Consider the following 22,687-nt stretch of genomic DNA (forward strand, 5'->3'; position numbering starts at 1 on the left):
TCCAGGGCAGTCGCGCTCTCCTGATAGACCCGGTCAAGGAGGGCTTCTGCCTCCACCCGTGGGTTGGACAGGAAGCGGTAAAGGGCTTTGGCCTGGTGGAAGCGGTTCTGGAGGGGAGAAGGGAGCGAGGCCACCATCTCGCTCACCCGGGCTGAGCCTGCGGCCAAGGCGCCCCGCACCACCTCTTCAAACCGTCGGTGGAGGCGCTTATCGGGGGAAAACGCTCGCAAAACGGCCCGTGAACTCCTGGAGCCTGGCCTCGGCCACCTTGAGCATGTCCATGGATCACCCCCGGTACCAGATACGGGCTGCGCCCGCAAGGGGAGATTTACCACGAAACGGAGATGTGGGTAAAGTCCTGAAAAGGTAGAGGAGGGCCCGGCCCGCCTCCACAAGGACCCGGATGGGCCCCAGGGCGCGGTTTTCCAGGGTGCGGGTGGTGGCCCGAAGGGGGGTTGGGGGGAGGTTCCACCGGGCCCCTTCCACCCCCAGGGTGGCCTCGGGAAAGGGAAGGAGGCTGAAGGGAGCGCCGGGCTCCAGGGGGAAGGCGTGGAGGCCGGGAAGGAGGGGGATGGCCCAGGCAAGCCCGTCCGTAAGCTCTACCCGAACCCCCTTCTCCAGGAGGGCGAAGGCCAGCTCCAGATGGGCCAGGGTATGGTCCAGCCGCCCACCCAGGGCCCCGAGCAGGAGGATCTCCTCCGCCCCGAGCTCCAAGGCCTTCCAGAGGAGGGCCTCCCCGTCGGTGAGGTCCTTGTCCTGGGGGAGGACCTCCTTGGGGGCGGGAAGGGCCTCTTGGAGCTCAGGGGGGCTTGAGTCAAAGTCCCCAAGCCAAAGCTCCACGGGAAGGCCAAGGGCCAGGGCGTGCCGTCCGCCCGAGTCCGCCGCCAGAAGGCGGTAACCCTTCAGCCTTTCCTTTAGGGCCGCCGTCCCCAAAAGGGGGCCTCCCAGAAGGAGGGCGAAGCGCTTCATCCCTCCAAGGCTAACGCCCGGGAGGGGTCCAGGTGGAGGCTGACCCTTTCCCCCTCTTTCGGACCTTCGGGGGCCTCGAGGTAGAGCCGCACCCCCTTCACCCGTACCCAAAGCCCCACCCGTGGCCCGAAGAAGAGGCGCTCCTCCACCACCCCTTCCAGGGACCCCTCGAGGGCGAGGGCCCGCGGGGGGAGGAGGTGGGCCTTTGGGGGGAGCCCCAGGGCTTGGCTCTCCTCGGGGGAAAGGAGGTTCTTGTGGCCCAGGAACCGGGCAGTCCAAGCGTCCTTGGGCCGGGCATACACCTCCTCTGGCCTGCCCACCTGGACCAGGTGGCCTTCCCGCAGAAGGGCCACCCGGTGGGCCAGGAGGAAGGCCTCGCCCTGGTCGTGGGTGACGAGAAGGGTGGTGACCCCCTCCTCCTTGAGGGTCCTCCGCAGGAAAAGGAGGAGTTCCTCCCTTAGCCTCAGGTCCAAGGCCCCTAAGGGCTCGTCCAGCAGGAGGAGGCGGGGCCTCGGGGCCAAGGCCCGGGCCAGGGCCACCCGCTGTTGCTCTCCTCCCGAAAGCTCCTGGGGCCGTTTTCTGGCGTGGGGGGTGAGCTCCATGCGCAGCAGAAGCTCCTCCACCCGAGCCCGTTGGACCTCCTTGGGCCAGCGGGCCTCCACCAGGCCGAAGGCGATGTTCTCCGCCACGGTGAGGTGGGGGAAGAGCGCGTAGTCCTGGAAGAGGAAGCCCACCTTCCGCCTCTCCGGGGGAAAGGCGGTGAGGTCCTCGCCCTGGAAGCGCACGAACCCCCGGTCCGGGGGAAGGAGGCCAGCGACCAGCCTGAGGAGGGTGCTCTTCCCGCTTCCCGAGGGGCCCAAAAGGGCCAGGACCTCGCCCTCCGCCAGGGTGAGTTCCAAGGCGAGGCGGAAGCCGGGGAAGCGCTTTTCCAGGGAAAGCTCCAGCACGCTTCCCATTAAACAGGAAGCCCAGGGCCTTAAGGCCCCGGGCTATGGGTAGGCCCTACTTGAGGCCCAGCTTCTTCCGCTCCTCGTAGACCTGCTGCGGGGTGAGCTTCTTGTCCCGGAGGGCCTTCACCTCGGCTGCGGCAAAGGGCTTGAAGTCCTTCACCTTCTTGTCGTCCCCCCAGGCGGTGGCGATGTGGGTGAGGACCGCGGCGATCTCCTCATCCTTGAGCTGGGAGAAGGCGGGCATAGCTCCGTTGTACTTCATCCCCTTCACCTCAATCTGGCCCTGAAGGCCCCATAGGAGCACCTTGATGAGGTACTCCCGGCCCCCCTGCTTGGAGAGGATCTCCGCCACGTGGCCCGCGAGGGGCGGGAAGGCTCCGGGAAGGCCTTGGCCGTTAGGCTGGTGGCAACCTGCGCACTGGGCGTAGACCTTGGCGCCGTCCGCCTGGGCCAGGGCCAGGCTGCCGAGCAGGAGGAGAGCCGTAAGCGTCCGCTTCATCTTTACCCTCCGGGGTATAGGGTAGTGCCTCCGCCCTAAGCCGTCAAGAGGCAGAGGCTTTAGCGAGGCTTAAGCCAGCGCCTCTTGAGCGTATAGCCCCCGGGGGTTAGGCAAAGGTGGCCAAAGGTCATGCGTATTTGTGAAGGTTAAAACGAGCACAGGGCTTGCTTTTCCCGTACCCTTGGGGTAGAGTGTAGGTGTCCTTGAGCATACTTAGGAAGTGTAGACTGCGGTAGCATTCGGATATGCTCAAGGTGTATAAGGTATGTACGTGTACGGGGTACTTTTGACCCTTTGGGCGAGCGTAGCCTTGGCCGCTCCCGACTTCGGGCGCTGGTACCCGTGGGAGCAGGCCCAGGCCCTGGCCAAGGCCCATGGTCGCATGCTTTTGCTCTACTTCCACAGTCCCTACTGCCCCTACTGCGAGCAGATGAACACCTTCGTCCTATCGGATCCTGCCGTAAGCCGCTTTTTGGAAGAGCGGTTTGTGGTGGCCTCCGTGGGCACCGAGACCCCGGAGGGGCAGGAGCTGGCCCGGCGCTTCCGGGTGCCGGGGACCCCTACCTTTGTCTTCCTCGCCTTCCGCAAGGGGGCGTGGGAAGAGGTGGGCCGGCTTTTCGGCAGCCGGCCCAGGGCGCAGTTTTTGGAGGAGCTGCGCCAGATGTGTGCCAAGGGAGGTGCATGTGAATAGGCGAGCGTTTCTTAAGGCTACCGGCGTAACCCTGGGGGCCATGGCCTTCTTGGGGCTTCCCGCAAGGGCCCAGGGCCTCGAGGGGGAGGACCTTGCGAACCTGGAGAAGGCCCTCAAGGAAACCCTGGGAAAGGGATTTAAGGACCTTACCCCCTCAGACTTGGTGAAGCTCAACATGCCCCAGATCGCCGAGAGCGGGGCCAACGTTCCCCTGGAGGTGGAGGTGAACCTGCCCTCGGCCCAGGTCAAGGCCATCCACCTGTTTGCCGACAAGAACCCCACCCCCCGCTTGGTGAGCCTCAAGCCCATGAAGGCCTTGCCCTACTACGCCAGCCGGGTCCGCTTGGCCGAGACCACGGCGGTGCGGGCGGTGGTGGAAACCCAAGACGGCAAGCTGCTTCTGGCTTCGTCCAGCACCCGGGTCACCGTGGGCGGGTGCGGTTAAGGAGGTAAACCATGGCCATTCGCGTGATCGTACGCCTGACCCCGGCCAAGCCCAAGGCGGGCGAGGAATTCAAGCTCCAGGCGGTGGCCCAGCATCCCAACGAGCCTGGCACCCGCAAGGATGCGGAGGGCAAGCTCATTCCCGCCAAGTACATCAACCTGGTGGAGGTCTACTTTGAAGGGGAGAAGGTCGCCGAGGCCGCCCCTGGCCCTTCCACCAGCGCGAACCCCCTGTACAGCTTCAAGTTCAAGGCGGAGAAGGGGGGGACCTTCACCGTGAAGCTTAAGGACACGGATGGCGACACGGGGGAGGGGACGGTCAAGCTGGAGCTGGCCTAGATCTAAGCCCCCGGGGGTCCCCGGGGGCCTCGAGGGGAGGGGAGGATGGGTAAGGCGGCCTGGGTGGCGTGGTTCCTTCTCCTGCTAGGGGTGGCTCTGGCCCAGGAAGGAGGGGACCCCCGGGAGGAGGCCAAGCGGCAGAAAGAGCTTTTGCGCCAAACGGCGGGCGTCCTCCCTACCGAGCTCATCGCAGCCCAAGGGGAGGAGCTTTTTAACCGCAAGGGGCCTTCGGGAAAGACCATGGCAGCCTGCGACTTCGGCCTGGGGAAGGGGGTCCTGGAGGGGGTGGCCGCCCGGCTCCCCCGCTATTTCCTGGACACGGGGAAGGTGGAGGACCTGGACGGGCGGATCGTCACCTGCATGACCCGGGTCCAGGGGTTTAAGCCCGAGCAGGTCAAGCGTTCGGAAGTGGTGGCCGTGGCCTTCTATATCGCCAGCAAGTCCACGGGGCACAAGGTCCAGACCCGGCTTCTGTTTCCCGAGGAGCGGGAACTCTATGCCCTGGGGGAGAAGCTCTTCTGGGCCCGCTCCGGGCCCCGGGATGTGGGGTGCGCCACCTGCCACGTAACCTATGTGGGGAAGCGGGCGGGGGTCCTGCCCTATGCGGACGTGCTGGGCAAGGACCAGTCCTGGACCCACTGGCCCGCCTACCGCTACTCCAATGACCAGGCCTGGACCATGCAGGACCGTATCCGGGCCTGTTACGGGAACCTGGCCCACCCTCAGCCCGCCTTGTATTCCCAGCCCATTTTGGCCCTGGAGGTCTTTTTGGCCTACCAGAACCGCGGGGCCCAGGTAGAGGAGTGGCCCGCCTTCGTGCGGTGAGGAGGAGCGCATGCGGAAGGTAGCCCTCGCTCTTTTGGTCCTTGCCCTGGCCTTCGCCTTCGCCCAGCGCTACTTCGCCGAGGAGGAGCTTAAGCGCATCCAGACGGGGGGCAAGGCCTACGCCGAGGCGTTCGTGAACCAAAGGCCCGACCAGGCCCTCTGCTCCCTTCACCGCAACCGCCTTCCCGGAGACCTCCTGCCCAAGTTCCTGGAGGAACAGCGGGCAAAGATTCAGTACCCCGCAGGGGGAAAGCTTATGGGGGATTGGAAAAGGGGCGGGGCCATCTTCAATAACCTTCAGAAGGCCAACTGCTTTTCCTGCCACTTCGGTTCCCCGGTTCACCTAGGCGGGGATGTAGGGCCGAGCCTGGAGAAGTACGGCCTGAAGCGGGGCCAGTCGGAGGCCATCCAGCGGTACACCTATGAGGTCATCTACAACAGCTGGGCCTACTTCCCCTGCTCGGTCATGTACCGCTTCGGGGCCCAGGGCCTCCTCACCCCGGAGGAGATTGCGGACGTGGTGGCCTACCTTCTAGACCCGGAGAGCGAGTTCAACACCAAGCCTGCGGTGGGGTCCAGATGACCCGGAGGGAGCTGCTCGGCCTGCTCGCCGCCTTGGGGGTGACAAGCCCCAGGGCTTTCGCCCAGCTTCTGGAGCGTCCCCAGGAGCTCTACCAGCTCCCCCCTTACGGCGACCTAACCCTTCTTTTCCTCTCCGATCTCCACGCCCAGCTTTTGCCCCACTATTACATGGAGCCCCCTAACCTCCTCGCCCCCAAGCCCCTTATGGGCCGCCCGGGGTATCTCGCGGGAGAGGCCATGCTCCGCTACTTTGGGCTTAAGCCGGGGAGCCTCGAGGCCTACCTGGCCTCCTTCGTGGATTTCCAGGCCTTGGCGGAGCGCTTTGGCCCCTTAGGCGGCGGAGCCCAGATCGCGGCCCTCATCCAGGGGCAAAGGGCCCAAGCCAAAAAAGCCCTGGTTCTGGAGGGGGGGGACAACTGGACCAACTCGGGCCTTTCCCTCCTCACCCGGGGTGGGGTCATGGTGGACTGGATGAACCGGGTGGGGTTTGACCACATGGTCTTCCACTGGGAGTGGACCCTAGGGCGGGGGCGGGTGGAGGAGCTTTTGCGAACCCTTCGGGCCAGGCCCATAAGCTTTAACGTCACCGACGACCTTTTTGGCGATCCCATCTTCCCCCCCTACGCCCTGCACGAGGCCGGTGGCTACACGGTGGCCGTCATCGGCTCCACCTATCCCTACGTCAAAGTGTCCCATCCGGAGGAGTTCACCGAGGGGCTTTCCTTCGGGGTGCGGGAGAGGGAGCTGGCCAAGCTGGTAGAGGAGCTTAGGGGCCAGGGGGTGGACGCCATCGTCCTTCTCTCCCACAACGGCTTGCCCCTGGACACCGCCTTGGCCGGAAGGGTGCCAGGGATTGACCTCATCCTGAGCGGCCATACCCACGACATCACCTTCACCCCTGTGAGGGTGGGCAAGACCTACATCGTGGCGGGGAGCACGGCAGGGAAGGCCCTCATCCGGGTGGACCTGAAGCTCAAGAAGGGGGGGATTGCCGGTTTGCGCCTCAGGGTCTTGCCGGTGGCCTCCCGCCTCCTGCCCCAGGATCCCCAGGTGGCCGCCTTCATTGAGGAAGCCTATGCCCCCCATAAGGCCTACCTCTTTGAGACCTTGGCCGTTTCCGAGAGCCTCATCTACAAGAGGGACACCGTGTATTCCACCTTTGACGAGCTGGCGGGACGGGCGGTGCGGGCCTTTTACCCAGAGGTGGAGGTGGTCTTCAGCCCCGGGACCCGCTGGGGCACTACCATCCTCCCCGGGGAAGCCATCACCCGGGAAAAGGTTTTGGCCTATACCGCCTTCACCTACCCCGAGGTCTACGTCTTCCGGCTCAAAGGGGAGAGGCTTAAGGCGGTGCTGGAGGATGTAGCGGCCAACGTCTTCAGCCCCGATCCCTTTTACCAGCAGGGCGGGGACATGAGCCGGGCCTACGGCCTCAGGTACACCCTAAACCCCGATGCCCCCACCGGGAGCCGCATCTTGGACCTCCAGGTGGGGGGGAAACCTTGGGATCCTCACCGGGAGTACGTGGTGGCCGCCTATGGGGGCAGGCTTCAGCGGGCCGGCACCCCCGTGCCTGGGGTGGAGCCGAAGCCCATTTACGAGATTTTGGCGGCCTACTTGAAGGCGGAAGGCCGCATCCGCATAGACCCCAAGCCCAATGTGCGGGTGGTGGGGCGCAACTACCGCGTTCCGGAGGTGAAAGGATGAGAGGACATGGGTTCGTGGCTTTGGGGATCTTGGCCCTTCTCGGGCTTGGCCTCTCCCAGGGGGGCTCTTTTAGGGCCCGCCTCGAGGCGGCCATCCGCTCCGGGGGCGAGGGCTTTGCCCGGACCATGCTGGCCCAGGACAAGGGCCAGGCCCTCTGTTCCCAGTACCGGGATCGGCTCCCGGCAGAGCTGATCCCGGGTTTCCTGGCGGAGCAGAAGGCCCTCATCCGGTACCCCAAGGACGGCAAGCTCATGGGCGATTGGAAGAACGGGGAGAAGGTCTTCACCGACCCCAAGCGGGGCAACTGCTACGCCTGCCATGCCGGGGACCCCAGGGAGGTGGCCCACGGCACCATGGGCCCAAGCCTCACGGGCTACGGCGAGCGGGGGCAGTCGGAGGCGGTGGTCCGCTACACCTACGAGAAGATCTACAACGCCTGGGCCTTCGTGCCCTGCTCCTTGATGTACCGAGGCGGGGTACACGGTTTGTTTACCCCCGAGGAGGCGGCCGACCTGACGGCTTTCCTCCTTGACCCCGAGTCCCCGATCAACCGGAGGTGAGCCGTGAGGAAGCCCTGGATCCTCCTTGGTGGCCTGGCCCTTTCCGCCCTGGGGTTTTGGGCCTACACCCAGCAGCAAAAGCCCCTGGACCCCTTTGAGGAGGCCAAGCGCCAGCGCCAGGCCTTTCTGGAGACCTTTGGGGTCCTCCCCGGGGAGCTTTTTGCCGAGCAGGGGAAGGAGCTCTTCTTCCGCAAGGGGCCTTCGGGCAAGACCCTCGAGGCCTGCGACTTCGGCAAGGGGCCTGGGGTTTTGGAAGGGGTGTACGCGGTTTTGCCCAAATACTTCCCCGACACGGGCCGGGTGGAGGACTTGGAAACCCGGGTCTACACCTGCATGCAGCGGGTGCAGGGCTTTAAGCCCGAAGCGATCAAGCGGGACGAGGTGCGGGCCATCACCACGTACATCGCCTCCCTTTCCTCCAAGGCCAAGATTCAGGTGGTGCCCAAGCACCCCCAGGAGATCGCCATGTACAACCTGGGCCGGGAGCTTTGGTACACCCGGGCGGGCCCCCGCGACATGAGCTGCGCCGTCTGCCACGACCGCTACGCAGGCCAGCGGGTGCGGCTTTCCCCGGTAAGAAGCCCCAAGCAGGGCCTCGGGAACGAATGGCCTGCTTACCGCTTTGAGGAGGACAGGCTCTACACCTTTGAGGATCGCATCAACTTCTGCTACGAGTCCATCGGCATCCCCAAGCCCGAGTTCTACTCCGAGCCCCACATCGCCCTCGCCACCTACATCCTGGCCGAGGCCACCAAGGCCGGGCACACCTTTGAGGAGTTGCCCTTCTTCACGAGGTGAGGATGCGCCGCCGGGATCTCCTGTTGGGCCTTCCCTTCCTCGCCCTGGCCAGGGCCCAGGGGGGCAAGGACTGGACCGAAGCCTTCGGGGCCTTCCTGGAGCGGGTGCCTCCGGCGGGCTATCTGGTCTATCCTACCGAGGCTCGGGACCTTTTGCTCTTTTCGCCCTTCCTCCTGGACGTGCGTACCCTGGAGGAGCGGAAAAAGGGGTATATCCCGGGCTCGGTGCACATCTACGCGGGGGAGGTGCCCAGGCGGCTTTCGGAGCTTCCCCAGGATAAGGAGGCGCTGATCCTGGTCTACTGCAACTCCGGGAGCGTCTCGGCGGTGGTGGCGGCCTTTTTGCAGGCCAAGGGCTACCGGAACGCCAAGAACATCGCCCACGGGTTCAAAGGCTGGCTGGATGCCGGTCTGGAAGTGGAGGGAGGATCATGAAAAGGTGGCTGGCTGCGGTTTCCCTGGTCTTAGGCCTGGCCTTCGCCCAGGCGCTGGTGGTGGAGGTTAAGGGTACCCTGGAAGAGGTGGAGGCCAAGACCCTGGCCGCCCTCAAGGGGGTGGGCCTCGAGCCCGACCGGGTGTTGAACCTGGGGGAACAGGTGCGCCAGGTGACGGGCCCGGGCTTCCCCGAGTACCGCCTTGTCCTTTTGAAGCCCGAAAGGGGGAGCATAGAGGCGGTGACCAAGAACCCCATGGCGGCCGTCGTCCTGCCGCCTACCGTCTTCCTCACCGGGAAGGAAGGCCGCTACCTGGTGGGCACCCTGGACGGCCGGCTCCTCTTCTCCATGCTCCAGGTCTACGGCGGCGAGGTGGAGCGGATGGTGTGGCGCCTCGAGGCCGCTTTGGGCCGCCTTGGGGTGGTGCGCAAGGTCTCCCCGGCCCTGATGCCCGACCCCAAGAGCGGCATGATGCCCGCCCTGCTCTACCGGGTGGCGGGGGCCAAGGCCGAGGATGTGGTCCTTTTGGTAGAGTCGGAGCTCACCGCCCACGGCCTCAACCTTCTCCCCAGCGTCAAAGTGGGCCCGGCGACCGTGATCCTGCCCTGCAAGAGCGAGTGGGCCCGGATCATGTTCCTCACCCAGCCCGCCGGAGGATTTGCCGCTCCTTGCCGCTTCTTTGCCCTGCAGATGGGGAAGGATGTACTGGTGGGGGCCATTGAGCCCATGCTCATGACCATCATGCCGGGGGTCATGGGAAGCCCGGCGGTGGCCATGCTGCAGGAGGCGAGGAGGGTCATGACCGAGATCCTAGAGGCCACGGGCGGACAACCCTACCGCCCGGGTCCATAGGAGGTGATTATGGGTAAGGTGAACCGGCGCGAGCTTCTCAAGACCGGCGCGGCCCTAGCCGCTTTCGGGGCCCTGGGGGGCCAGGGCTTCGCCCAGGAGTTCTACGCGAGCCCTCCCACCCTTCTTCCCCGCACCCGGGCCCCCCGCGTGGTGGTGGTGGGGGGCGGCTGGGGCGGCACCACGGTGGCCCGTAAGCTGAAGCAGCAAAACCCCGGGGTGGAGGTGGTCCTGGTGGAGCAGAAGCCCCTCTTCATGTCCTGCCCCATGTCCAACCTCTTCCTGGCGGGGGTGAAGCCTTTGGAGTGGCTGGTCTTTGACTACACCAACGTGGTCAAAGATGGGGTGATCTTCGTCCAGGAAAAGGTCTTGGACATCAACCGGGACCGCCGTCTGGTGCGCACCACGGGGGGGTACCTGGCCTACGATTTCCTGGTCCTGGCCCCGGGCATTGACTACATGTACGAGGCCATCCCCGGCTACGAGGAGGTCAAGCACCTGATGCCCGTGGGCTTCAAGCCCTTTGAGCACGTGGCCCTCCGCCGCATGCTGGACCGGTTTGACGAGACCGGGGGCGAGCTGGTCCTCGCCATCCCCAACCCCCCCTACCGTTGCCCCCCGGGCCCCTACGAGCGGGCGGCCATGCTGGCCTGGCGCCTAAAGACCAAGGGGGTGAAGGGCAAGGTCATCGTCCTGGACGCCAACCCCCAGCCCATCTCCAAAGCCCCTGGGTTCCTGGCTGCCTACAACGAGCTCTACAAGGATTACCTGGAGTACCGCCCCAACACCCGCATCACCGGGCTGGACTACGGGAAGAAGGTGGTGCACACCGAACTTGGGGATGTGCCCTTCGCCCTGGCCGACATCATCCCCCCAATGAAGGCGGCGGAGATCGTGCGGCGGGTAGGGCTTGGGGAGCGCTGGGCCAACGTGCGCATTCCCTACTTCCTTTCCGAGAAGGATGACCGCGTCTACCTGGTGGGGGACATCACCGGCAACACTCCCTACCCCAAGAGCGGCATGGTGGCCTATGTCTCCGGGACCATCGTGGCGCGGCACCTCACGGAGAGGCTCAAGGGTAAGCCCCTGGCCGAGATCCCGCCGGAACTTCCCACCAATATCTGCTACTCCTTCGTGGACTCGGAGGAGGCCATCTGGGTGGCGGCCAACTACTCCTGGGACGAGGCGGCCAAGCAGATCAAAGCCCAAAGCTCCGTGGACAACCAGCGTTCCAAGGCCAACGGGCAGGCTGCCTTTGGCTGGGCCCTGGGCCTTTGGAACGACATGTTTGGCCCCGCGTGAGGCCTGGCCCCGCCTCCTTCCGGGGGCGGGGTTTCCTCTTGCCTGCAGACGATACGATAGGAGGGTATATGGACCGAAGGAGGTTCTTCCGGCTTTTGGGCGCCGGGGGGCTTTGGGGCCTCCTCAGGGGCAAGGCCCAGGGGCTTCCCTGGACGGAGGAGACCTTTGCCCCCACCAAGGCCCTAGGAGCTCCCCTTTCCGAGTACGGGCAGCGGAGCCCCTTTGAGGAAGGGGTGGTGCGCTACATCTCGCCCAATCTCCGCACCCGCCACTCCGGGGCCGACTTTGCCCCTTTGGAGAAGCTGGAGGGGGTGATCACCCCCAACGGTCTCCACTTTGAGCGGCACCACAGCGGGGTGCCCCAGGTGGACCCCAAGAGCTACCGCTTGGTGATCCACGGGATGGTGGAGCGTCCCTTGGTCTTCACCCTCGAGGAGCTCAAGCGCTTCCCTTCGGTGACCCGAACCTACTTCATTGAATGTGCGGGCAACGGCCAAAACGGCTACCGCAACCCCCCGGACCCCAACCTCACCGCCACCCGTAGCCGGGGCCTGGCCTCCAACGCCAGCTGGACGGGGGTACCTTTGGCCCTGCTCCTCAAGGAGGCCGGGGTGAAGCCGGAGGCGAAGTGGCTGATCCCCGAGGGTATGGACGCGGCGATGTACACCCGCTCCCTTCCCCTGGAGAAGGCCATGGAGGACGTCCTGGTAGCCTATGCGCAAAACGGCGAGGCCCTGCGCCCCGAGCAGGGGTACCCCGTGCGCCTGGTGGTGCCGGGTTGGGAGGGGAGCATCCAGGTGAAGTGGCTTAGGCGCATCCTGGTCACCGACCTCCCCGCCATGGCCAAGGACGAGACCAGCGAGTACACCGATGTCATGGCCGACGGCAAAATCCTGGCCTTTACCTGGGTCATGGACCCGGAGTCCATCCTCACCTACCCCTCGGGGTTGCAGACCCTTAAGCCAGGCTTCCACGAGATCCGGGGCCTCGCCTGGAGCGGCCACGGGCGCATCGTCAAGGTGGAGATCTCCTTGGACGAGGGGAAGACCTGGCGGGAGGCCATCCTGGAACCCCCGGTGGAGCGCTACGCCTTCGTGCGCTTCAAGATGCCCTGGTACTGGAACGGCGAAGAGGTGGTCCTCTGGAGCCGGGCCTGGGATGAGAAGGGCAACACCCAGCCCACGCGGGAGGAATTTTTCAAAAAGTGGGGAAGGAACAACCGCTACCACTACAACGCCATCCAGGCCTGGCGCGTGCTCAAAGACGGCCGGGTGGTGAACGGCGACCGGCCCCTGGGGAGCCGGGCCTTTGGGCCCGCCGGGGGATGTGGCGGGGAGGTGTTTGATGTCTAGGCTTCTCCTGGTGCTCGTTGTCCTGGGCCTGGCCTTTGCCGCCCGCTACCGGCTTGGCACCCCCATCAGCGAGGAGCTGGCCGCCCAGTATGATCTTCGGCCCGTGGTTCTGCCCGACGGCCGGGGGCTTCCCCCGGGGGAGGGGAAGGTGGAGGAGGGGAGGCGGATCTACGCCGAGAAGTGCGCCTCCTGCCACGGGGCGAACGGGGAGGGCTACCCCTTTAACCGCCTGGTCTCCGAGCCCTTTCCCATCACCCCCGACACCGAGCCGGTGGAGTACGCCATCGGCAACTACTGGCAGTACCCCACCACCCTCTTTGACTACATCCGCCGGGCCATGCCCTTCGGCCAAGGGGGGACCCTCAGCAACGAGGAGGTCTACCACCTGGTGGCCTACCTTCTCTACATGAACGGGATCACCGACGCCAGCACCCCGGTGAACCAGGCGACCCTACCCAGGATTCGGATGCCCGCCCGGGACCTCCTCCACTTGGACCCCGAGACGAAGCGCCGCTTCCCCTGGCTTACCCTACCCTAGGATGAAGGCATGAGCCTTTCCCTGGCCGCAGCCTTTTTCGCAGGGGTGCTCTCCTTCCTCTCCCCCTGTGTCCTCCCCCTTGTTCCTACCTACCTCCTCTACCTAGGGGGGGAACGGGGGCGCCCCCTTTTCAACGCCCTCTTCTTTGTCCTGGGGTTCGGGCTGGTCTTCCTCCTCCTGGGCCTTCCCTTCACCCTCCTGGGAAACTTCCTCTTTGCCCACCGCCAGACCCTGGCCCAGGCGGGGGGCGTGGTCCTCATCCTTTTTGGCCTCTACATGCTGGGCCTGAGGCCCCGCTTTGCCCTTGCCCTCCGCTACGAGGGGGAGACGGGCCGGCCCCTTGGCGCCTTTCTTTTCGGGGCCACCTTGGCCTTAGGCTGGACCCCCTGCATTGGCCCCATCCTGGGGGCCATCCTCACCCTCACCGCGGTGGGCGGTGGGGTGGCCTTCCTTCTGGCCTACATCCTGGGCCTCGCCGTGCCCTTCCTCCTGGTGGCCCTCTTCGCCGATCGGCTGAAGGGATGGCTCAGGCGGGCAGGCCGGTTGGCCCACTACGCGGAGGTCTTCGCCGGGGTGGTGCTCGTGGCGGTGGGCCTCCTCCTCCTCACGGGAAGTTTCACCGTCCTCAACACCTTCTTCCTGCGCATCACCCCGGAGTGGTTGCAGAGGTACCTGTGAGGTCCGGGACCTTTGTCCTCCTTCGGGGTGCCTAAACTGGGGTAGGCATGCTCTTGCGCCTCGAGGCCGTTTCCAAGAGGTTTGGCCGCGACTGGGTGTTCCGCGACCTCACCTTCGCCCTGAGGAGGGGGGAGGCGGTGGCCCTGCTGGGCCCCAACGGCTCGGGCAAGACCACCCTCCTCCGCCTGATGGCGGGGCTTTTGAGGCCCACCCGGGGCCGGGTGGCGCGCCAGGGCCTGGCCCTCTACCTCCCCAGTCCCCCGGCCTTCCATCGCCACCTCACCGCCCGGGAGCACCTCCTCCACGACCTGGCCTTCTACGGGCGGGCGGGGGACTGGAAGGGGGCTTTGGAGAGGTTCGGCCTCCCGGAAAACCGACCCCTGGCCGCCTTCTCCAGCGGGATGCGGAAGCGGCTTGCCCTGGCCCGCCTCCTCCTTCTCCGCCCGGACCTTTGGCTTTTGGACGAGCCCGAGACCGCCCTGGACGCCGAGGGGCGGGGCCTGCTCTTGGAGGTGCTCTGGGAGGCCCGGAAGGAGGCGGGGGTGGTCCTGGCCACCCACGACCGGGCCCTGGCGGAGGCCGTGGCCGACCGCACCTTGAGGCTGGGGGAGGCGTGAGGCCCGTGCGCCTTTGGGGAACCGAGAGCCCGCGCCCGGGCAGGCTTTGGACGGTGCGGCGGGTGTGGCTTCTGGCCTTTAGGGACCTCCGCCTCGAGATGCGGGACCGCTTCGGCCTCCTTTCCGTCTCGGCCTTCCTGGGGATCATGCTCTTCGTCATGGCCCTGGCCTTGGGACCGGAGGAGGGGCCCTTGCGCCGGGCGGCCCCTGGGGTGCTGTGGGTGGCCTTGGCCTTCATGAGCACCCTCCTTTCCACCCGGGCCTTCGCCTTGGAGGTGGAGGATGGTACCCTGGAGGACCTCCTCCTCGCCCCTGGGGGCAAGGAGTGGATCTACCTGGGGAAGCTGCTCTTCCAGATGCTCCTCCTCCTGCCCATGGGCGTTCTTGCCCTCCTCGTGGTCGGGGGCCTTTTCTACCTGCCCCTGGAGCGGGGGTTCGCCCTTTTCCTCACCCTGGGCCTGGGGATGCTGGGCTACGCCAGCGTGGCCACCTTCTACGCCGGCCTTCTCTCCCGGCTTCGGGGGCGGGAGGTGCTCCTGCCCCTCCTCCTCTTTTCCCTGGTGGTGCCCGTGGTGCTTTCGGCGGTGCGGGCTACGGTGGGCCTCTTGGAGGGCCTTCCCGGGGACGAGGTGGCGGGCTGGTGGCGGCTCCTTTTGGTCTTTGACGTGGTCTACCTCACCACGAGCACCCTTCTTTTCCCGCTGGTGATGGAGGGGTGAGGGGGTTACAGACGGGGTACAGGAGGGGTGGGTATGCTGGGAAACGGAGGCGAGACATGCTGAAAACAGAGAGTCCGGAACGCCCCGACGCCCTCACCTGGGCCTTCCTGGCCCTCGGCGTCCTGCTTTTGCCGGTGGGGCTTTACCTGGCCCTCGCCGCGCCCCCCGATGTCAACCAGGGCTACCTGGTGCGGATCATGTACCTGCACGTGCCCGGGGCCTGGCTCGGCTACCTGGCCTTCTTCGTCACCTTCCTCTACTCCCTGCTCTACCTCTTCCGCCAGAACCCAAGGTACGACCGCCTGGCCCGGGCCAGCGCCGAGATCGGGCTGGTGTTCATGGGCCTTTCCTTGGTGACGGGGATGCTCTGGGCGAGGCCTACCTGGGGGGTGTACTGGACCTGGGAGCCCAGGCTCACCACCACGGCCATCCTCTTCGCCGTGTACGTGGGCTACTTCCTCCTGCGGGGGGCCATAGAGGACCCCGAGCTCCGGGCCAAGGCGGCGGCGGCGGTGGGCGTCTTGGGGTTTATCAACGTGCCCATCAGCTACATGTCGGTCAAGTGGTGGCGGAGCCTGCACCAGACCCAGTCCATTGACCTCACCACGGGGAAGGTCCACATGGCCCCGGAGATGCTCCAGGTCCTCCTTTTCCACCTTGTGGTCTTCACCCTGCTCTACCTGGGCCTGGTGCGCTTCCGGGGGTTTTTGGCGGCCCTCGAGGACAGGAGGGAGGAGGCCTGATGGAGGTTTTCGTCACCTGGGTCTACGTCCTCACCTACCTTACGGTTTTCGGCTACCTGGCGTACCTTTTCCTTCGCTATCGGAGGGTGCGGTGAGGGGCAAGTACCTTCTGGGCATCCTCGTGGTCCTGGGGGCCCTGGGCTACATGATCTTCGGGGGCCTTGGGCAGAACCTGGTCTACTTCCTCACCCCCTCGGAGTACCTCCAGGACCAGGCCAAGTACCAGCACCGCCCCGTGCGCCTGGGAGGGCTGGTGAAGCCGGGCTCGGTGCGGTACGACAAGGACCGTCTGGAGCTCCGCTTCGTGCTCACGGACGGCGTGGCCGAGGTGCCCGTTCTGCACAAGGGCACGCCTCCTGGCATGTTTAAGGAGGGCCAGGGGGTGGTGGTGGAGGGCCGCTTTGAGGGAGGGGTCTTTCAGGGGCAGAACCTCCTGGTGAAGCACTCGGAGAGCTACCGTCCCCCCCAGGCGGGCTGGACCCCGGAGGAGGTACGGAAGCTCATAGAGGAGGCCAAATGACCCCGGCCCTTCTCGGCCACCTAAGCGTAAGCCTGGCCCTGGCCTTCAGCCTCCTGGGCCTCGCCCTGGCCCTCCTCGCCTACTTCCAGGGAGACGGACGCTTCCTAAGGGGGGCGAGGGCCCTCGTGCCCCTTGCCTTTCTCGGAGCCCTCGCCGCCTTTTTGGCCCTGGAGTGGGCCCTCCTCACCCACGACTTCAGCCTGGCCTACGTGGCCAGGAACCACTCCACCAAGGACCCCCTGTGGGTGACCCTGGTTACCCCCTGGGCGGCCCTCGAGGGGAGCCTCCTCCTCTGGGGCCTCCTCCAGACCCTCTACACCCTCCTTGCCAGCAAGAAGGCCCTGGACCCCTGGCGGGCCTCCCTGGTCCTCGCCGTGCTTTATGGCATCCAGGTCTTCTTCTTCGGCGTCATGGCCACCCTCGCCAGCCCCTTCACCACCCTCCCCAACCCCCCCGCGGACGGCGTGGGCCCGAACCCCCTCCTTCAGAACCACTGGATGATGGCCGTCCACCCCGTCCTCATGTACCTGGGCTTCGTGGGGCTGAGCGTGCCCTACGCCTACGCGGTGGCGGCCATGGCGGTGCGGCGCTACCAGACCTGGGTGGAGGAGACGAGGTGGTGGACCCTCGTGGCCTGGGGCTTCCTCACCGCGGGAAAGGTGGCGGGGATGTGGTGGAGCTACGAGGTCCTGGGCTGGGGCGGGTACTGGGCTTGGGACCCCGTGGAGAACGCCAGCTTCGTCCCCTGGCTGCTCGCCACCGCCTTCCTCCACACCGCCCTCGTCCAGCAGACGCGGGGAAGCTTCAAGGCCTGGAACTTCGCCTTTGTGACCCTGGCCTTCGCCGCCACGGTCCTTGGCACCTTCCTCACCCGAAGCGGGGTCCTCCAGTCGGTCCACGCCTTCGCAGAGGGCCCCGTGGGGCCCGCCTTCCTCGGCTTTTTCCTCCTGGCCACGGGCCTTGGCCTGGGCCTCCTCTCCCGGGTTTCCCGGGAGGTGCGGGACGCCGCGGCCTTCCGCCCCTTGTCCCGGGAGGGGGCGCTTTTGCTCGGGGCCTTCTTCTTTGCGGGCTGGGCCCTGGTGGTGGTCCTCGGCACCTTTTACCCCCTCTTGGTGGAGGCCTTCGCCGGGGCCAAGGTGAGCGTGGGGGCCCCCTTCTTCAACCAGCTCTCGGCCCCCCTGGGGGCGGGGATCCTCCTCCTCATGGGGGTGGGGCCCCTCCTGCCCTGGCGGCGGGCGCGGGAGGAGGCCCTCCGGAACCTCTACCTCCTCCTTGGGGTTTTGCTCCTGGGCACCCTCCTGGGGCTTCTTCGGGGCTACACCCCGGGGGCCTCTTTGGCCCTCGGGCTTTTCCTCTACAACCTGGCTGCCGTGTTCCTCCTTGTCAGGGAAGGGGTTCTGGGCCGGGTGCGGGCGGGGCTTTCCCCTTGGGGCTTTTTGGAGAACCGGAGGCGGGTGGGGAGCCTTTTGGTCCACTTCGCCGTGGCCCTCATGGGCCTCGCCATCGCTTTCAGCCAGACCTACCGCCTGGAGAGCGAGAAGACCCTCTACCGGGGCGAGGCCTGGGAGGTGGGGGGGCTCAAGCTCACCTTCCAGGGGGTGAGGGCCCTGGACGAGGGGCGGCGCTTCGCCGTGGAGGCCCTCCTCAAGACCGACCGCTTCGGCGAGGTGCGGCCCCGCCTCCACTTCTATCCCCAGATGAACGCCCCCCTGCCCGCCCCCAAGGTGGTCTACACCCCGGGGAACGATTACTACTTCCTCCTCATGGACTTTGACCGGGAGAAGGGGGAGTGGGCCTCCATCCGCCTTATCCTCACCCCCTTGGTCTTCTGGATGTGGGTGGCGGGGGGGCTGATGGCCCTGGGTACCCTCTACAGCCTTTGGCCCGCCGGGAGGCCCAAAGAGGCGGAGGGGGTGAGCCCGGCGTGAGGGGGGTTCTCTGGCTTCTCCTCTTGCTTGCCCTGGGAGGGCTTTTCTGGTGGGGGATGCAGCGGAATCCCAAGGACCTTCCCTCGGTCCTGGCCGAGAAGAGGCGTCCTGCCCCCGACTTCACCCTGCCCCTTCTGCCCCCTTACCGGGCGGCGTGGGGGGAGCGCTTCCGCCTGGCCGACCACCTGGGGAAGGCCCCCGTGGTCCTCAACTTCTGGGCGAGCTGGTGCTACCCCGCCTGCTACGAGGAGGCGCCCCTCCTCGAGGCCTCTTGGCGCCGCCACAAGGAGCGGGTGCTCTTCCTGGGGGTGAACACCCAGGACAAGGAGGAGGAGGCCCTGAAGTTCGTCGCCCAGTTCGGCCTCACCTTTCCCCAGGCCTACGACCCCCGGGGACGGGTGGGGGTGGACTACGGCCTGTACGGGGTGCCCGAGACCTTTTTCATAGACCGCGAGGGCCGGGTCGTGGCCCGGCACGCGGGGGCCCTGGACGAGGCCACCCTGGCGCGCTACCTGGAGGAGGTTTTGCCATGAGGTTGCTTCTGGCGTTCTTTGTCCTGGTTCTTCCCGTCCTGGCCCAGGAGGGGCCGCCTCCGGACCTTTCCCCAGAGGTCTTCCGCATCGCCCGGGAACTCCGCTGCCCCGTCTGCCAGGGGGAGTCGGCGGCGGAGAGCAACTCGGGGGTGGCCCAGGAGATGCGCCGCCTGATTGCCGAGATGCTGAAGGAGGGGAAGACAAAGGAGGAGATCAAGGCCTTCTTCGTGGAGCGCTACGGGGAGTGGATCCTCTACGCGCCCCCCAGGCGCGGGGTAACCCTCTGGGTCTGGGTGCTCCCCCTCCTTGGCCTCCTCCTTCTCGGCCTTGGCCTTTCGGCCTACTTCCGGCCCAGACCGCTTCCTAGGGAGCTTCTGGAGGAGGCGGAGCGCCGGATGGGCGGGCCCTCGTCATGATGGCCACCCTCCTCTTCCTCGCCCTCTTCCTCCTGGGCCTTCTCCTGGCCCTAAGGCCCCTCCTTGGTCCCAAGGAGCCCTTTCCCGAGCCCCCTAGGCGGGAGGAGCTCCTTAAGGAGCTCGAGGTCTTAAAAGGGGAGGTGGAGGCCCTCTCGGGGGAGGAGAAGCGGCTCGCCCTCGCCCGGATGGTGGAGCTGGAAAGGCTTTTAGAGGGCTACCGCCCGCCTGCCCCCCGGGCCCGAAGCCCCTGGCCCGCGGTCCTCCTGCTCGGGGGGGTGGCCCTTCTGGGCGTGGGGCTTTGGCGCTACACCCTCCCCCGCCTGCCCGGGGAGACCACGGTCACGGCCAGGCAGGAGGCCCGGGAGCTCAAGGCCCTCGCGGAGAAGGCCCAAAGGACCGGGGCGGTGGAGGACCTCCTCGCTTGGGGCCGGAGGGCCTACGCGCTTAAGGCCTTTGACCAGGCGGCGGAGGCCTACCTGGGGGTCTTGAAGAAGGACCCCAGGAACCTCGAGGCCCTGAGGCGGGTGGGCATCCTCCTCTTCCTGGGAGGGAGGCTGGAGGAGGCCCGGCTCTTCCTGGAAATCGCTCAGCACGCCGATCCCAAAGCCGCCGAGGGGTGGCTCTTCCTGGGCAACCTCTACTTCCAGGAGGGGAGGATGGAGGAGGCCATCCGCGCCTGGGAGCGGTACCTGGAGGCCGGGGGCGAGGCCCGGGAGCGGGTGGAGGCCCTCATCGCCATGGCCCGGGCCCAGGCCCAGGGCGGGAAGGATGGGCAGGCGGTCTACCAGGCCCGTTGCGCCGCCTGCCACGGCCTTCAGGGGGAGGGGGGGGTGGGGCCTAGGCTCAAGGGCAACCCCCTGCTCAAGTCCCCTGAGGCCGTGCGGGAGATCGTCCTGAGGGGCCGGGGGGCCATGCCCGCCGTTCCCCTTTCCGAGGAGGAGCTCAAGGCCCTCCTGAAGTTTCTGGGTACGCTTTAGCCATGAGGCGGCGGGACCTCCTCTTCTACGTTCCCGTGGCGGTGGCGGGAGGGTTTTTCGCTTGGTTTGGGGTGCGGACCTACAACCTCCGCTTCCGCCCAAGGCCCGAGGCGGGAAGGCCCAGCTGGAAGGCGGGCCCCAAGGTGGCGGTGGCCCGGCTCGGGGAGATGGGGGTGTGGCAGGCGAGGCCCTTCCTCTATCCCCTTCCCTTCGGGGAGCTCAAGGCCTTCCTCCTCCGCCTGCCAAGGCCTGTCCCCGGGGGGCTTTCCGTGGGGGAGGAGCACTACCTCGCCCTAAGCCGTATCTGCACCCACCAGGGGTGCACGGTGAACTTCGTCCCCGATCCCGAGGCGGCCTCCCTCCTCTACAACTTCCGCTACGAGCGGCCTTTTTTGGGCTGCCCCTGCCACTTTGGGGCCTTTGACCCCCTGCTTGGGGGGAAGGCCGTGTACGGTCCTCCCCGTTACCCCCTGCCCCGCCTCAGGCTGCAGGCGGAGGGCGGGGTCCTCTACGCCACCGGGCACGAGGTGCCCCTGAGGCCCATGGAGGGGGCCTAGCCCCCTAGCCGCACCCGGACGAAGCGGTCCCTTCCCCGCTGGAGGACGAGGGGCCGGGAGAGGTCCACCTCCAGGGCTGGGTCGGTGACCAGCTCGCCGTCTATGCGGAGCCCCCGGTTCAGGATGAGCCTCCTCGCCTCGGCGTGGGAGGGGGTGAGGCCCGCCAGGGTGAAGAGCCTCGCCACCCAGATCCGGCCCTCCTTGAGCTCGGATGGGGGGATGGCCACCTCGGGAAGGTCTTCGGGGATGCCCCCCTTCGCCACCTGGTCGTAGCGGGCTTCTGCCTGGCGCACCTCCTCGGGGCCCGCCTCCTTGTCCTGGCCCAAGGCCTCGAGGCGGTAGCCTAGGCTCTCGTAGAAAGCGCGGTCCAGCCGGGCCGGGATCCTTGCCCGAGCGTAGGCGGCGGTGAGGAGGCGGGCGAGGACCCGGTGGGCGGGAACGGGCCCTGCCTTGAGGACCGCCTGGATCTCCTCCTCTTCCAGGTCCGTGAGCAGGCGGAAGTAGCTGGAAAGAAGAGGGTCCGGTACCCGCATGAGCTTCTTGAACATCACCTCCGGGGGCTCGGTGAGGCCGATGTAGTTGTCCAGGCTCTTACTCATCTTCTCCCGCCCGTCCAGGCCCACGAGGAGGGGCATGAGGAAGCAGACCTGGGGGCTTTGCCCGTAGGCCCGTTGGACCTCCCGGCCCACCAGGAGGTTGAAGCGCTGGTCGGTGCCGCCCATCTCCACGTCGGCCTGGATGGCCACGGAGTCGTAGGCCTGGGCGAAGGGGTAGAGGAACTCGTGCAGGGAAATGGGCACCCCCTCCTCGTACCGCTTCTTGAAGTCTTCCCTTTCCAGCATCTGGGCCACGGTCATGAGGGAGGTGAGCCGCACCACCTCCTTAAAGGTGAGACCCTCCAGCCACTCGGAGTTGTAGCGGAGCTCAAAGAGGTGGGCTTCCTGCCTCAGGATCTTCCCCGCCTGCTCCACGTAGCTTTTGGCGTTCTCCCGGGTCTCCTCCAGGGTGAGGGGGGGGCGGGTCTTGGAGCGGCCTGAGGGGTCCCCGATCATCCCGGTGAAGTCCCCGATGATGAGGACCACCCGGTGCCCGAGCTCTTGGAACTGGCGCATCTTCCTTAGGACCACGGCATGGCCTAGGTGAAGGTCGGGCCGGGTGGGGTCGGCCCCCAGCTTCACCGTGAGGGGCCTTCCTTCCTTAAGCTTTTCCAGAAGCTCCTCCTCGGGAAGGATCTCCTCCGCCCCCCGCTTGAGGAGGGCGAGGGCGGCTTCGGGGGAGAGGCTCGCCATGTGCTTGAGTATACTTAGGTCAATGCGGAGCCTACTCCTTCTGGCCCTGGTCGGCTTGGGCGTCTACTGGTACGCGGACCGCTACGGCCTTGCCGTGGGCTACCCGCCCTTCCTCCCCGTTTTCTACTGGAAGTACACGGGCGAGGCCCAGTACCCCATCCGGGTCACGGGGCTTTACGACGCGGTGAAGGTGAAGGTGGCGGGGGAGCTTCAGGAGGGGCGCCTCCAGGTGGCCCTCCTCAAGGGAGGCCGCCCCTTGGGGGAGCGTCCCTTGGCCGGGCGCTTCCAGGAGGAGCTCCGCTTCCCCGTGGAGCCCGGGGAGTACGTCCTCCGCTTCCGCCTCGAGGGGGCCAAGGGCCAGGTGCGGTACGACTGGGTGGCCACCAAGTTTGCCCCCTAGGGCGAGGGTGTGCTACACTTAGCCCTGGCTTGCCCTTAGGGGCACGAAGGGGAGAGCGATGCCTGAGAAGAAGCCCAAGAGGAACCTGTCCGCCCTGAAGCGGCACCGGCAGTCCCTGAAGCGCCGGCTCCGCAACAAGGCCAAGAAGTCGGCCATCAAGACCCTGAGCAAGAAGGCCGTCCTCCTGGCCCAGGAGGGGAAGGCGGAGGAGGCCCTGAAGATCCTGCGCCGGGCTGAGAGCCTCATTGACAAGGCGGCTAAGGGCTCCACCCTCCACAAGAACGCCGCCGCCCGCAAGAAGTCCCGGCTGGCGCGCAAGGTTCGCAAGCTTCTGGAGGCCGCGGGGGCGCCCGTCGCCGGCGGCCTCAGCGCTTAAGGAGGGAGCATGGGCAAGGGCGACCGCAGGACCCGGCGCGGCAAAATCTGGCGCGGCACCTATGGCAAGTACCGCCCTCGCAAGAAGAAGTAGGGG

At 66.6% G+C, this 22,687-nt stretch carries 31 protein-coding genes; 26 read left to right on the top strand and 5 right to left on the bottom strand.

Going from position 1 to position 22,687, the window contains the following annotated elements; genetic code table 11:
- The 4 genes from H531_RS15340 to cycA form a co-directional block, all read right to left on the bottom strand.
- Positions 1–335, bottom strand: a 335-nt coding sequence (locus H531_RS15340; protein WP_500691334.1) for a transposase DNA-binding-containing protein, incomplete at its 3' end; no start/stop codon positions are given.
- Positions 286–969, bottom strand: coding sequence for a thiamine diphosphokinase (locus H531_RS12885; RefSeq protein WP_022798549.1), 684 nt, complete (start codon positions 967–969; stop codon positions 286–288). The genes H531_RS12885 and H531_RS15340, both read right to left, overlap by 50 nt.
- Complete coding sequence (locus H531_RS0106510; RefSeq protein ID WP_022798550.1) at positions 966–1,916, bottom strand: ABC transporter ATP-binding protein; 951 nt, start codon at positions 1,914–1,916, stop codon at positions 966–968. Before H531_RS0106510 ends, H531_RS12885 begins: the two co-directional genes overlap by 4 nt.
- 55 nt (positions 1,917–1,971) lie before the next feature.
- The gene (gene cycA, locus H531_RS0106515) at positions 1,972–2,418 is read right to left on the bottom strand and encodes a cytochrome C-552 (RefSeq protein WP_022798551.1); all 447 of its coding nucleotides are present in this window, start codon (positions 2,416–2,418) and stop codon (positions 1,972–1,974) included.
- Between the two features lie 265 nt (positions 2,419–2,683).
- Between cycA and H531_RS0106520 the strand changes: the two genes are divergently transcribed.
- The 23 genes from H531_RS0106520 to H531_RS0106635 all read left to right on the top strand — a co-directional run bounded on the left by H531_RS0106520 (position 2,684) and on the right by H531_RS0106635 (position 20,526).
- Positions 2,684–3,109, top strand: coding sequence for a thioredoxin fold domain-containing protein (locus H531_RS0106520; RefSeq protein ID WP_022798552.1), 426 nt, complete (start codon positions 2,684–2,686; stop codon positions 3,107–3,109).
- On the top strand, positions 3,102–3,554 hold the full coding sequence (gene soxY, locus H531_RS0106525; protein WP_022798553.1) for a thiosulfate oxidation carrier protein SoxY: 453 nt from the start codon (positions 3,102–3,104) through the stop codon (positions 3,552–3,554). Before H531_RS0106520 ends, soxY begins: the two co-directional genes overlap by 8 nt.
- Before the next feature lie 11 nt (positions 3,555–3,565).
- Positions 3,566–3,892 (top strand): thiosulfate oxidation carrier complex protein SoxZ, encoded by a 327-nt coding sequence (soxZ, locus tag H531_RS0106530; RefSeq protein WP_022798554.1) that lies wholly within the window; start codon positions 3,566–3,568, stop codon positions 3,890–3,892.
- Positions 3,893–3,937: 45 nt separating this feature from the next.
- A complete protein-coding gene (gene soxA, locus H531_RS0106535) occupies positions 3,938–4,717 on the top strand; it encodes a sulfur oxidation c-type cytochrome SoxA (RefSeq protein ID WP_028490698.1) in 780 nt (259 codons plus the stop codon).
- A gap of 10 nt (positions 4,718–4,727) precedes the next feature.
- Positions 4,728–5,300 carry a sulfur oxidation c-type cytochrome SoxX gene (gene soxX / locus H531_RS0106540; protein ID WP_022798556.1) on the top strand — a complete coding sequence of 191 codons (573 nt, stop codon included), beginning with the start codon at positions 4,728–4,730 and terminating at the stop codon, positions 5,298–5,300.
- Entirely contained in the window at positions 5,297–7,006 is a 1,710-nt protein-coding gene (soxB, locus tag H531_RS0106545) for a thiosulfohydrolase SoxB (RefSeq protein WP_022798557.1), read from the top strand. Before soxX (H531_RS0106540) ends, soxB begins: the two co-directional genes overlap by 4 nt.
- Entirely contained in the window at positions 7,003–7,566 is a 564-nt protein-coding gene (soxX, locus tag H531_RS0106550) for a sulfur oxidation c-type cytochrome SoxX (protein ID WP_028490699.1), read from the top strand. Before soxB ends, soxX (H531_RS0106550) begins: the two co-directional genes overlap by 4 nt.
- 3 nt (positions 7,567–7,569) lie before the next feature.
- Positions 7,570–8,364, top strand: a complete 795-nt coding sequence (soxA, locus tag H531_RS0106555; protein WP_022798559.1) for a sulfur oxidation c-type cytochrome SoxA — start codon at positions 7,570–7,572, stop codon at positions 8,362–8,364.
- Between the two features lie 2 nt (positions 8,365–8,366).
- Complete coding sequence (locus H531_RS0106560) at positions 8,367–8,798, top strand: rhodanese-like domain-containing protein (protein ID WP_022798560.1); 432 nt, start codon at positions 8,367–8,369, stop codon at positions 8,796–8,798.
- Positions 8,795–9,649 carry a DUF302 domain-containing protein gene (locus tag H531_RS0106565; RefSeq protein WP_022798561.1) on the top strand — a complete coding sequence of 285 codons (855 nt, stop codon included), beginning with the start codon at positions 8,795–8,797 and terminating at the stop codon, positions 9,647–9,649. The genes H531_RS0106560 and H531_RS0106565 overlap by 4 nt, the downstream gene beginning before the upstream one ends.
- A 9-nt stretch (positions 9,650–9,658) precedes the next feature.
- Positions 9,659–10,948: an FAD-dependent oxidoreductase gene (locus H531_RS0106570; protein ID WP_022798562.1), complete on the top strand. Its 1,290-nt coding sequence runs from the start codon at positions 9,659–9,661 to the stop codon at positions 10,946–10,948.
- Between the two features lie 68 nt (positions 10,949–11,016).
- Positions 11,017–12,300 carry a sulfite dehydrogenase gene (gene soxC / locus H531_RS0106575; protein ID WP_022798563.1) on the top strand — a complete coding sequence of 428 codons (1,284 nt, stop codon included), beginning with the start codon at positions 11,017–11,019 and terminating at the stop codon, positions 12,298–12,300.
- Complete coding sequence (locus H531_RS0106580; RefSeq protein ID WP_156860465.1) at positions 12,293–12,838, top strand: c-type cytochrome; 546 nt, start codon at positions 12,293–12,295, stop codon at positions 12,836–12,838. The genes soxC and H531_RS0106580 overlap by 8 nt, the downstream gene beginning before the upstream one ends.
- Before the next feature lie 9 nt (positions 12,839–12,847).
- The gene (ccdA, locus tag H531_RS0106585; RefSeq protein WP_022798565.1) at positions 12,848–13,516 is read left to right on the top strand and encodes a cytochrome c biogenesis protein CcdA; all 669 of its coding nucleotides are present in this window, start codon (positions 12,848–12,850) and stop codon (positions 13,514–13,516) included.
- A gap of 47 nt (positions 13,517–13,563) precedes the next feature.
- Positions 13,564–14,133 (top strand): ABC transporter ATP-binding protein, encoded by a 570-nt coding sequence (locus H531_RS0106590; RefSeq protein WP_022798566.1) that lies wholly within the window; start codon positions 13,564–13,566, stop codon positions 14,131–14,133.
- Between the two features lie 53 nt (positions 14,134–14,186).
- Positions 14,187–14,852 carry a heme exporter protein CcmB gene (locus H531_RS0106595; RefSeq protein WP_028490701.1) on the top strand — a complete coding sequence of 222 codons (666 nt, stop codon included), beginning with the start codon at positions 14,187–14,189 and terminating at the stop codon, positions 14,850–14,852.
- A gap of 56 nt (positions 14,853–14,908) precedes the next feature.
- Entirely contained in the window at positions 14,909–15,595 is a 687-nt protein-coding gene (gene ccsA, locus H531_RS0106600) for a cytochrome c biogenesis protein CcsA (RefSeq protein ID WP_022798568.1), read from the top strand.
- A 91-nt stretch (positions 15,596–15,686) separates the two neighbouring features.
- Positions 15,687–16,115, top strand: coding sequence for a cytochrome c maturation protein CcmE (gene ccmE / locus H531_RS0106610; protein WP_022798570.1), 429 nt, complete (start codon positions 15,687–15,689; stop codon positions 16,113–16,115).
- Positions 16,112–18,043 carry a heme lyase CcmF/NrfE family subunit gene (locus H531_RS0106615; protein WP_022798571.1) on the top strand — a complete coding sequence of 644 codons (1,932 nt, stop codon included), beginning with the start codon at positions 16,112–16,114 and terminating at the stop codon, positions 18,041–18,043. Before ccmE ends, H531_RS0106615 begins: the two co-directional genes overlap by 4 nt.
- The gene (locus H531_RS0106620; RefSeq protein WP_028490702.1) at positions 18,040–18,576 is read left to right on the top strand and encodes a TlpA family protein disulfide reductase; all 537 of its coding nucleotides are present in this window, start codon (positions 18,040–18,042) and stop codon (positions 18,574–18,576) included. Before H531_RS0106615 ends, H531_RS0106620 begins: the two co-directional genes overlap by 4 nt.
- Positions 18,573–18,992, top strand: coding sequence for a cytochrome c-type biogenesis protein (locus tag H531_RS0106625; RefSeq protein ID WP_028490703.1), 420 nt, complete (start codon positions 18,573–18,575; stop codon positions 18,990–18,992). Before H531_RS0106620 ends, H531_RS0106625 begins: the two co-directional genes overlap by 4 nt.
- Positions 18,989–19,969, top strand: a complete 981-nt coding sequence (locus H531_RS0106630; protein ID WP_028490704.1) for a c-type cytochrome — start codon at positions 18,989–18,991, stop codon at positions 19,967–19,969. Before H531_RS0106625 ends, H531_RS0106630 begins: the two co-directional genes overlap by 4 nt.
- Before the next feature lie 2 nt (positions 19,970–19,971).
- Positions 19,972–20,526 carry a Rieske 2Fe-2S domain-containing protein gene (locus H531_RS0106635; protein WP_022798575.1) on the top strand — a complete coding sequence of 185 codons (555 nt, stop codon included), beginning with the start codon at positions 19,972–19,974 and terminating at the stop codon, positions 20,524–20,526.
- Here the strand turns inward: H531_RS0106635 and tyrS are convergent.
- Positions 20,523–21,815, bottom strand: a complete 1,293-nt coding sequence (gene tyrS, locus H531_RS0106640) for a tyrosine--tRNA ligase (protein ID WP_022798576.1) — start codon at positions 21,813–21,815, stop codon at positions 20,523–20,525. The two genes, H531_RS0106635 and tyrS, sit on opposite strands and share 4 nt — an antisense overlap.
- A 22-nt stretch (positions 21,816–21,837) precedes the next feature.
- Here tyrS and H531_RS0106645 point away from each other — a divergent pair, with 22 nt between their 5' ends.
- Genes H531_RS0106645 through H531_RS13880 form a run of 3 tightly spaced genes read left to right on the top strand, consistent with a single transcriptional unit; the run spans position 21,838 to position 22,684 of the window.
- On the top strand, positions 21,838–22,215 hold the full coding sequence (locus H531_RS0106645; protein ID WP_022798577.1) for a hypothetical protein: 378 nt from the start codon (positions 21,838–21,840) through the stop codon (positions 22,213–22,215).
- A gap of 58 nt (positions 22,216–22,273) precedes the next feature.
- The gene (rpsT, locus tag H531_RS0106650) at positions 22,274–22,591 is read left to right on the top strand and encodes a 30S ribosomal protein S20 (protein ID WP_022798578.1); all 318 of its coding nucleotides are present in this window, start codon (positions 22,274–22,276) and stop codon (positions 22,589–22,591) included.
- A gap of 9 nt (positions 22,592–22,600) precedes the next feature.
- A complete protein-coding gene (locus H531_RS13880; protein ID WP_008632889.1) occupies positions 22,601–22,684 on the top strand; it encodes a 30S ribosomal protein THX in 84 nt (27 codons plus the stop codon).
- The last annotated feature ends 3 nt before the right edge of the window (positions 22,685–22,687 follow it).

The sequence above is a fragment of the Thermus islandicus DSM 21543 genome (genome assembly GCF_000421625.1).
Taxonomy (GTDB): Bacteria; Deinococcota; Deinococci; order Deinococcales; family Thermaceae; genus Thermus; species Thermus islandicus.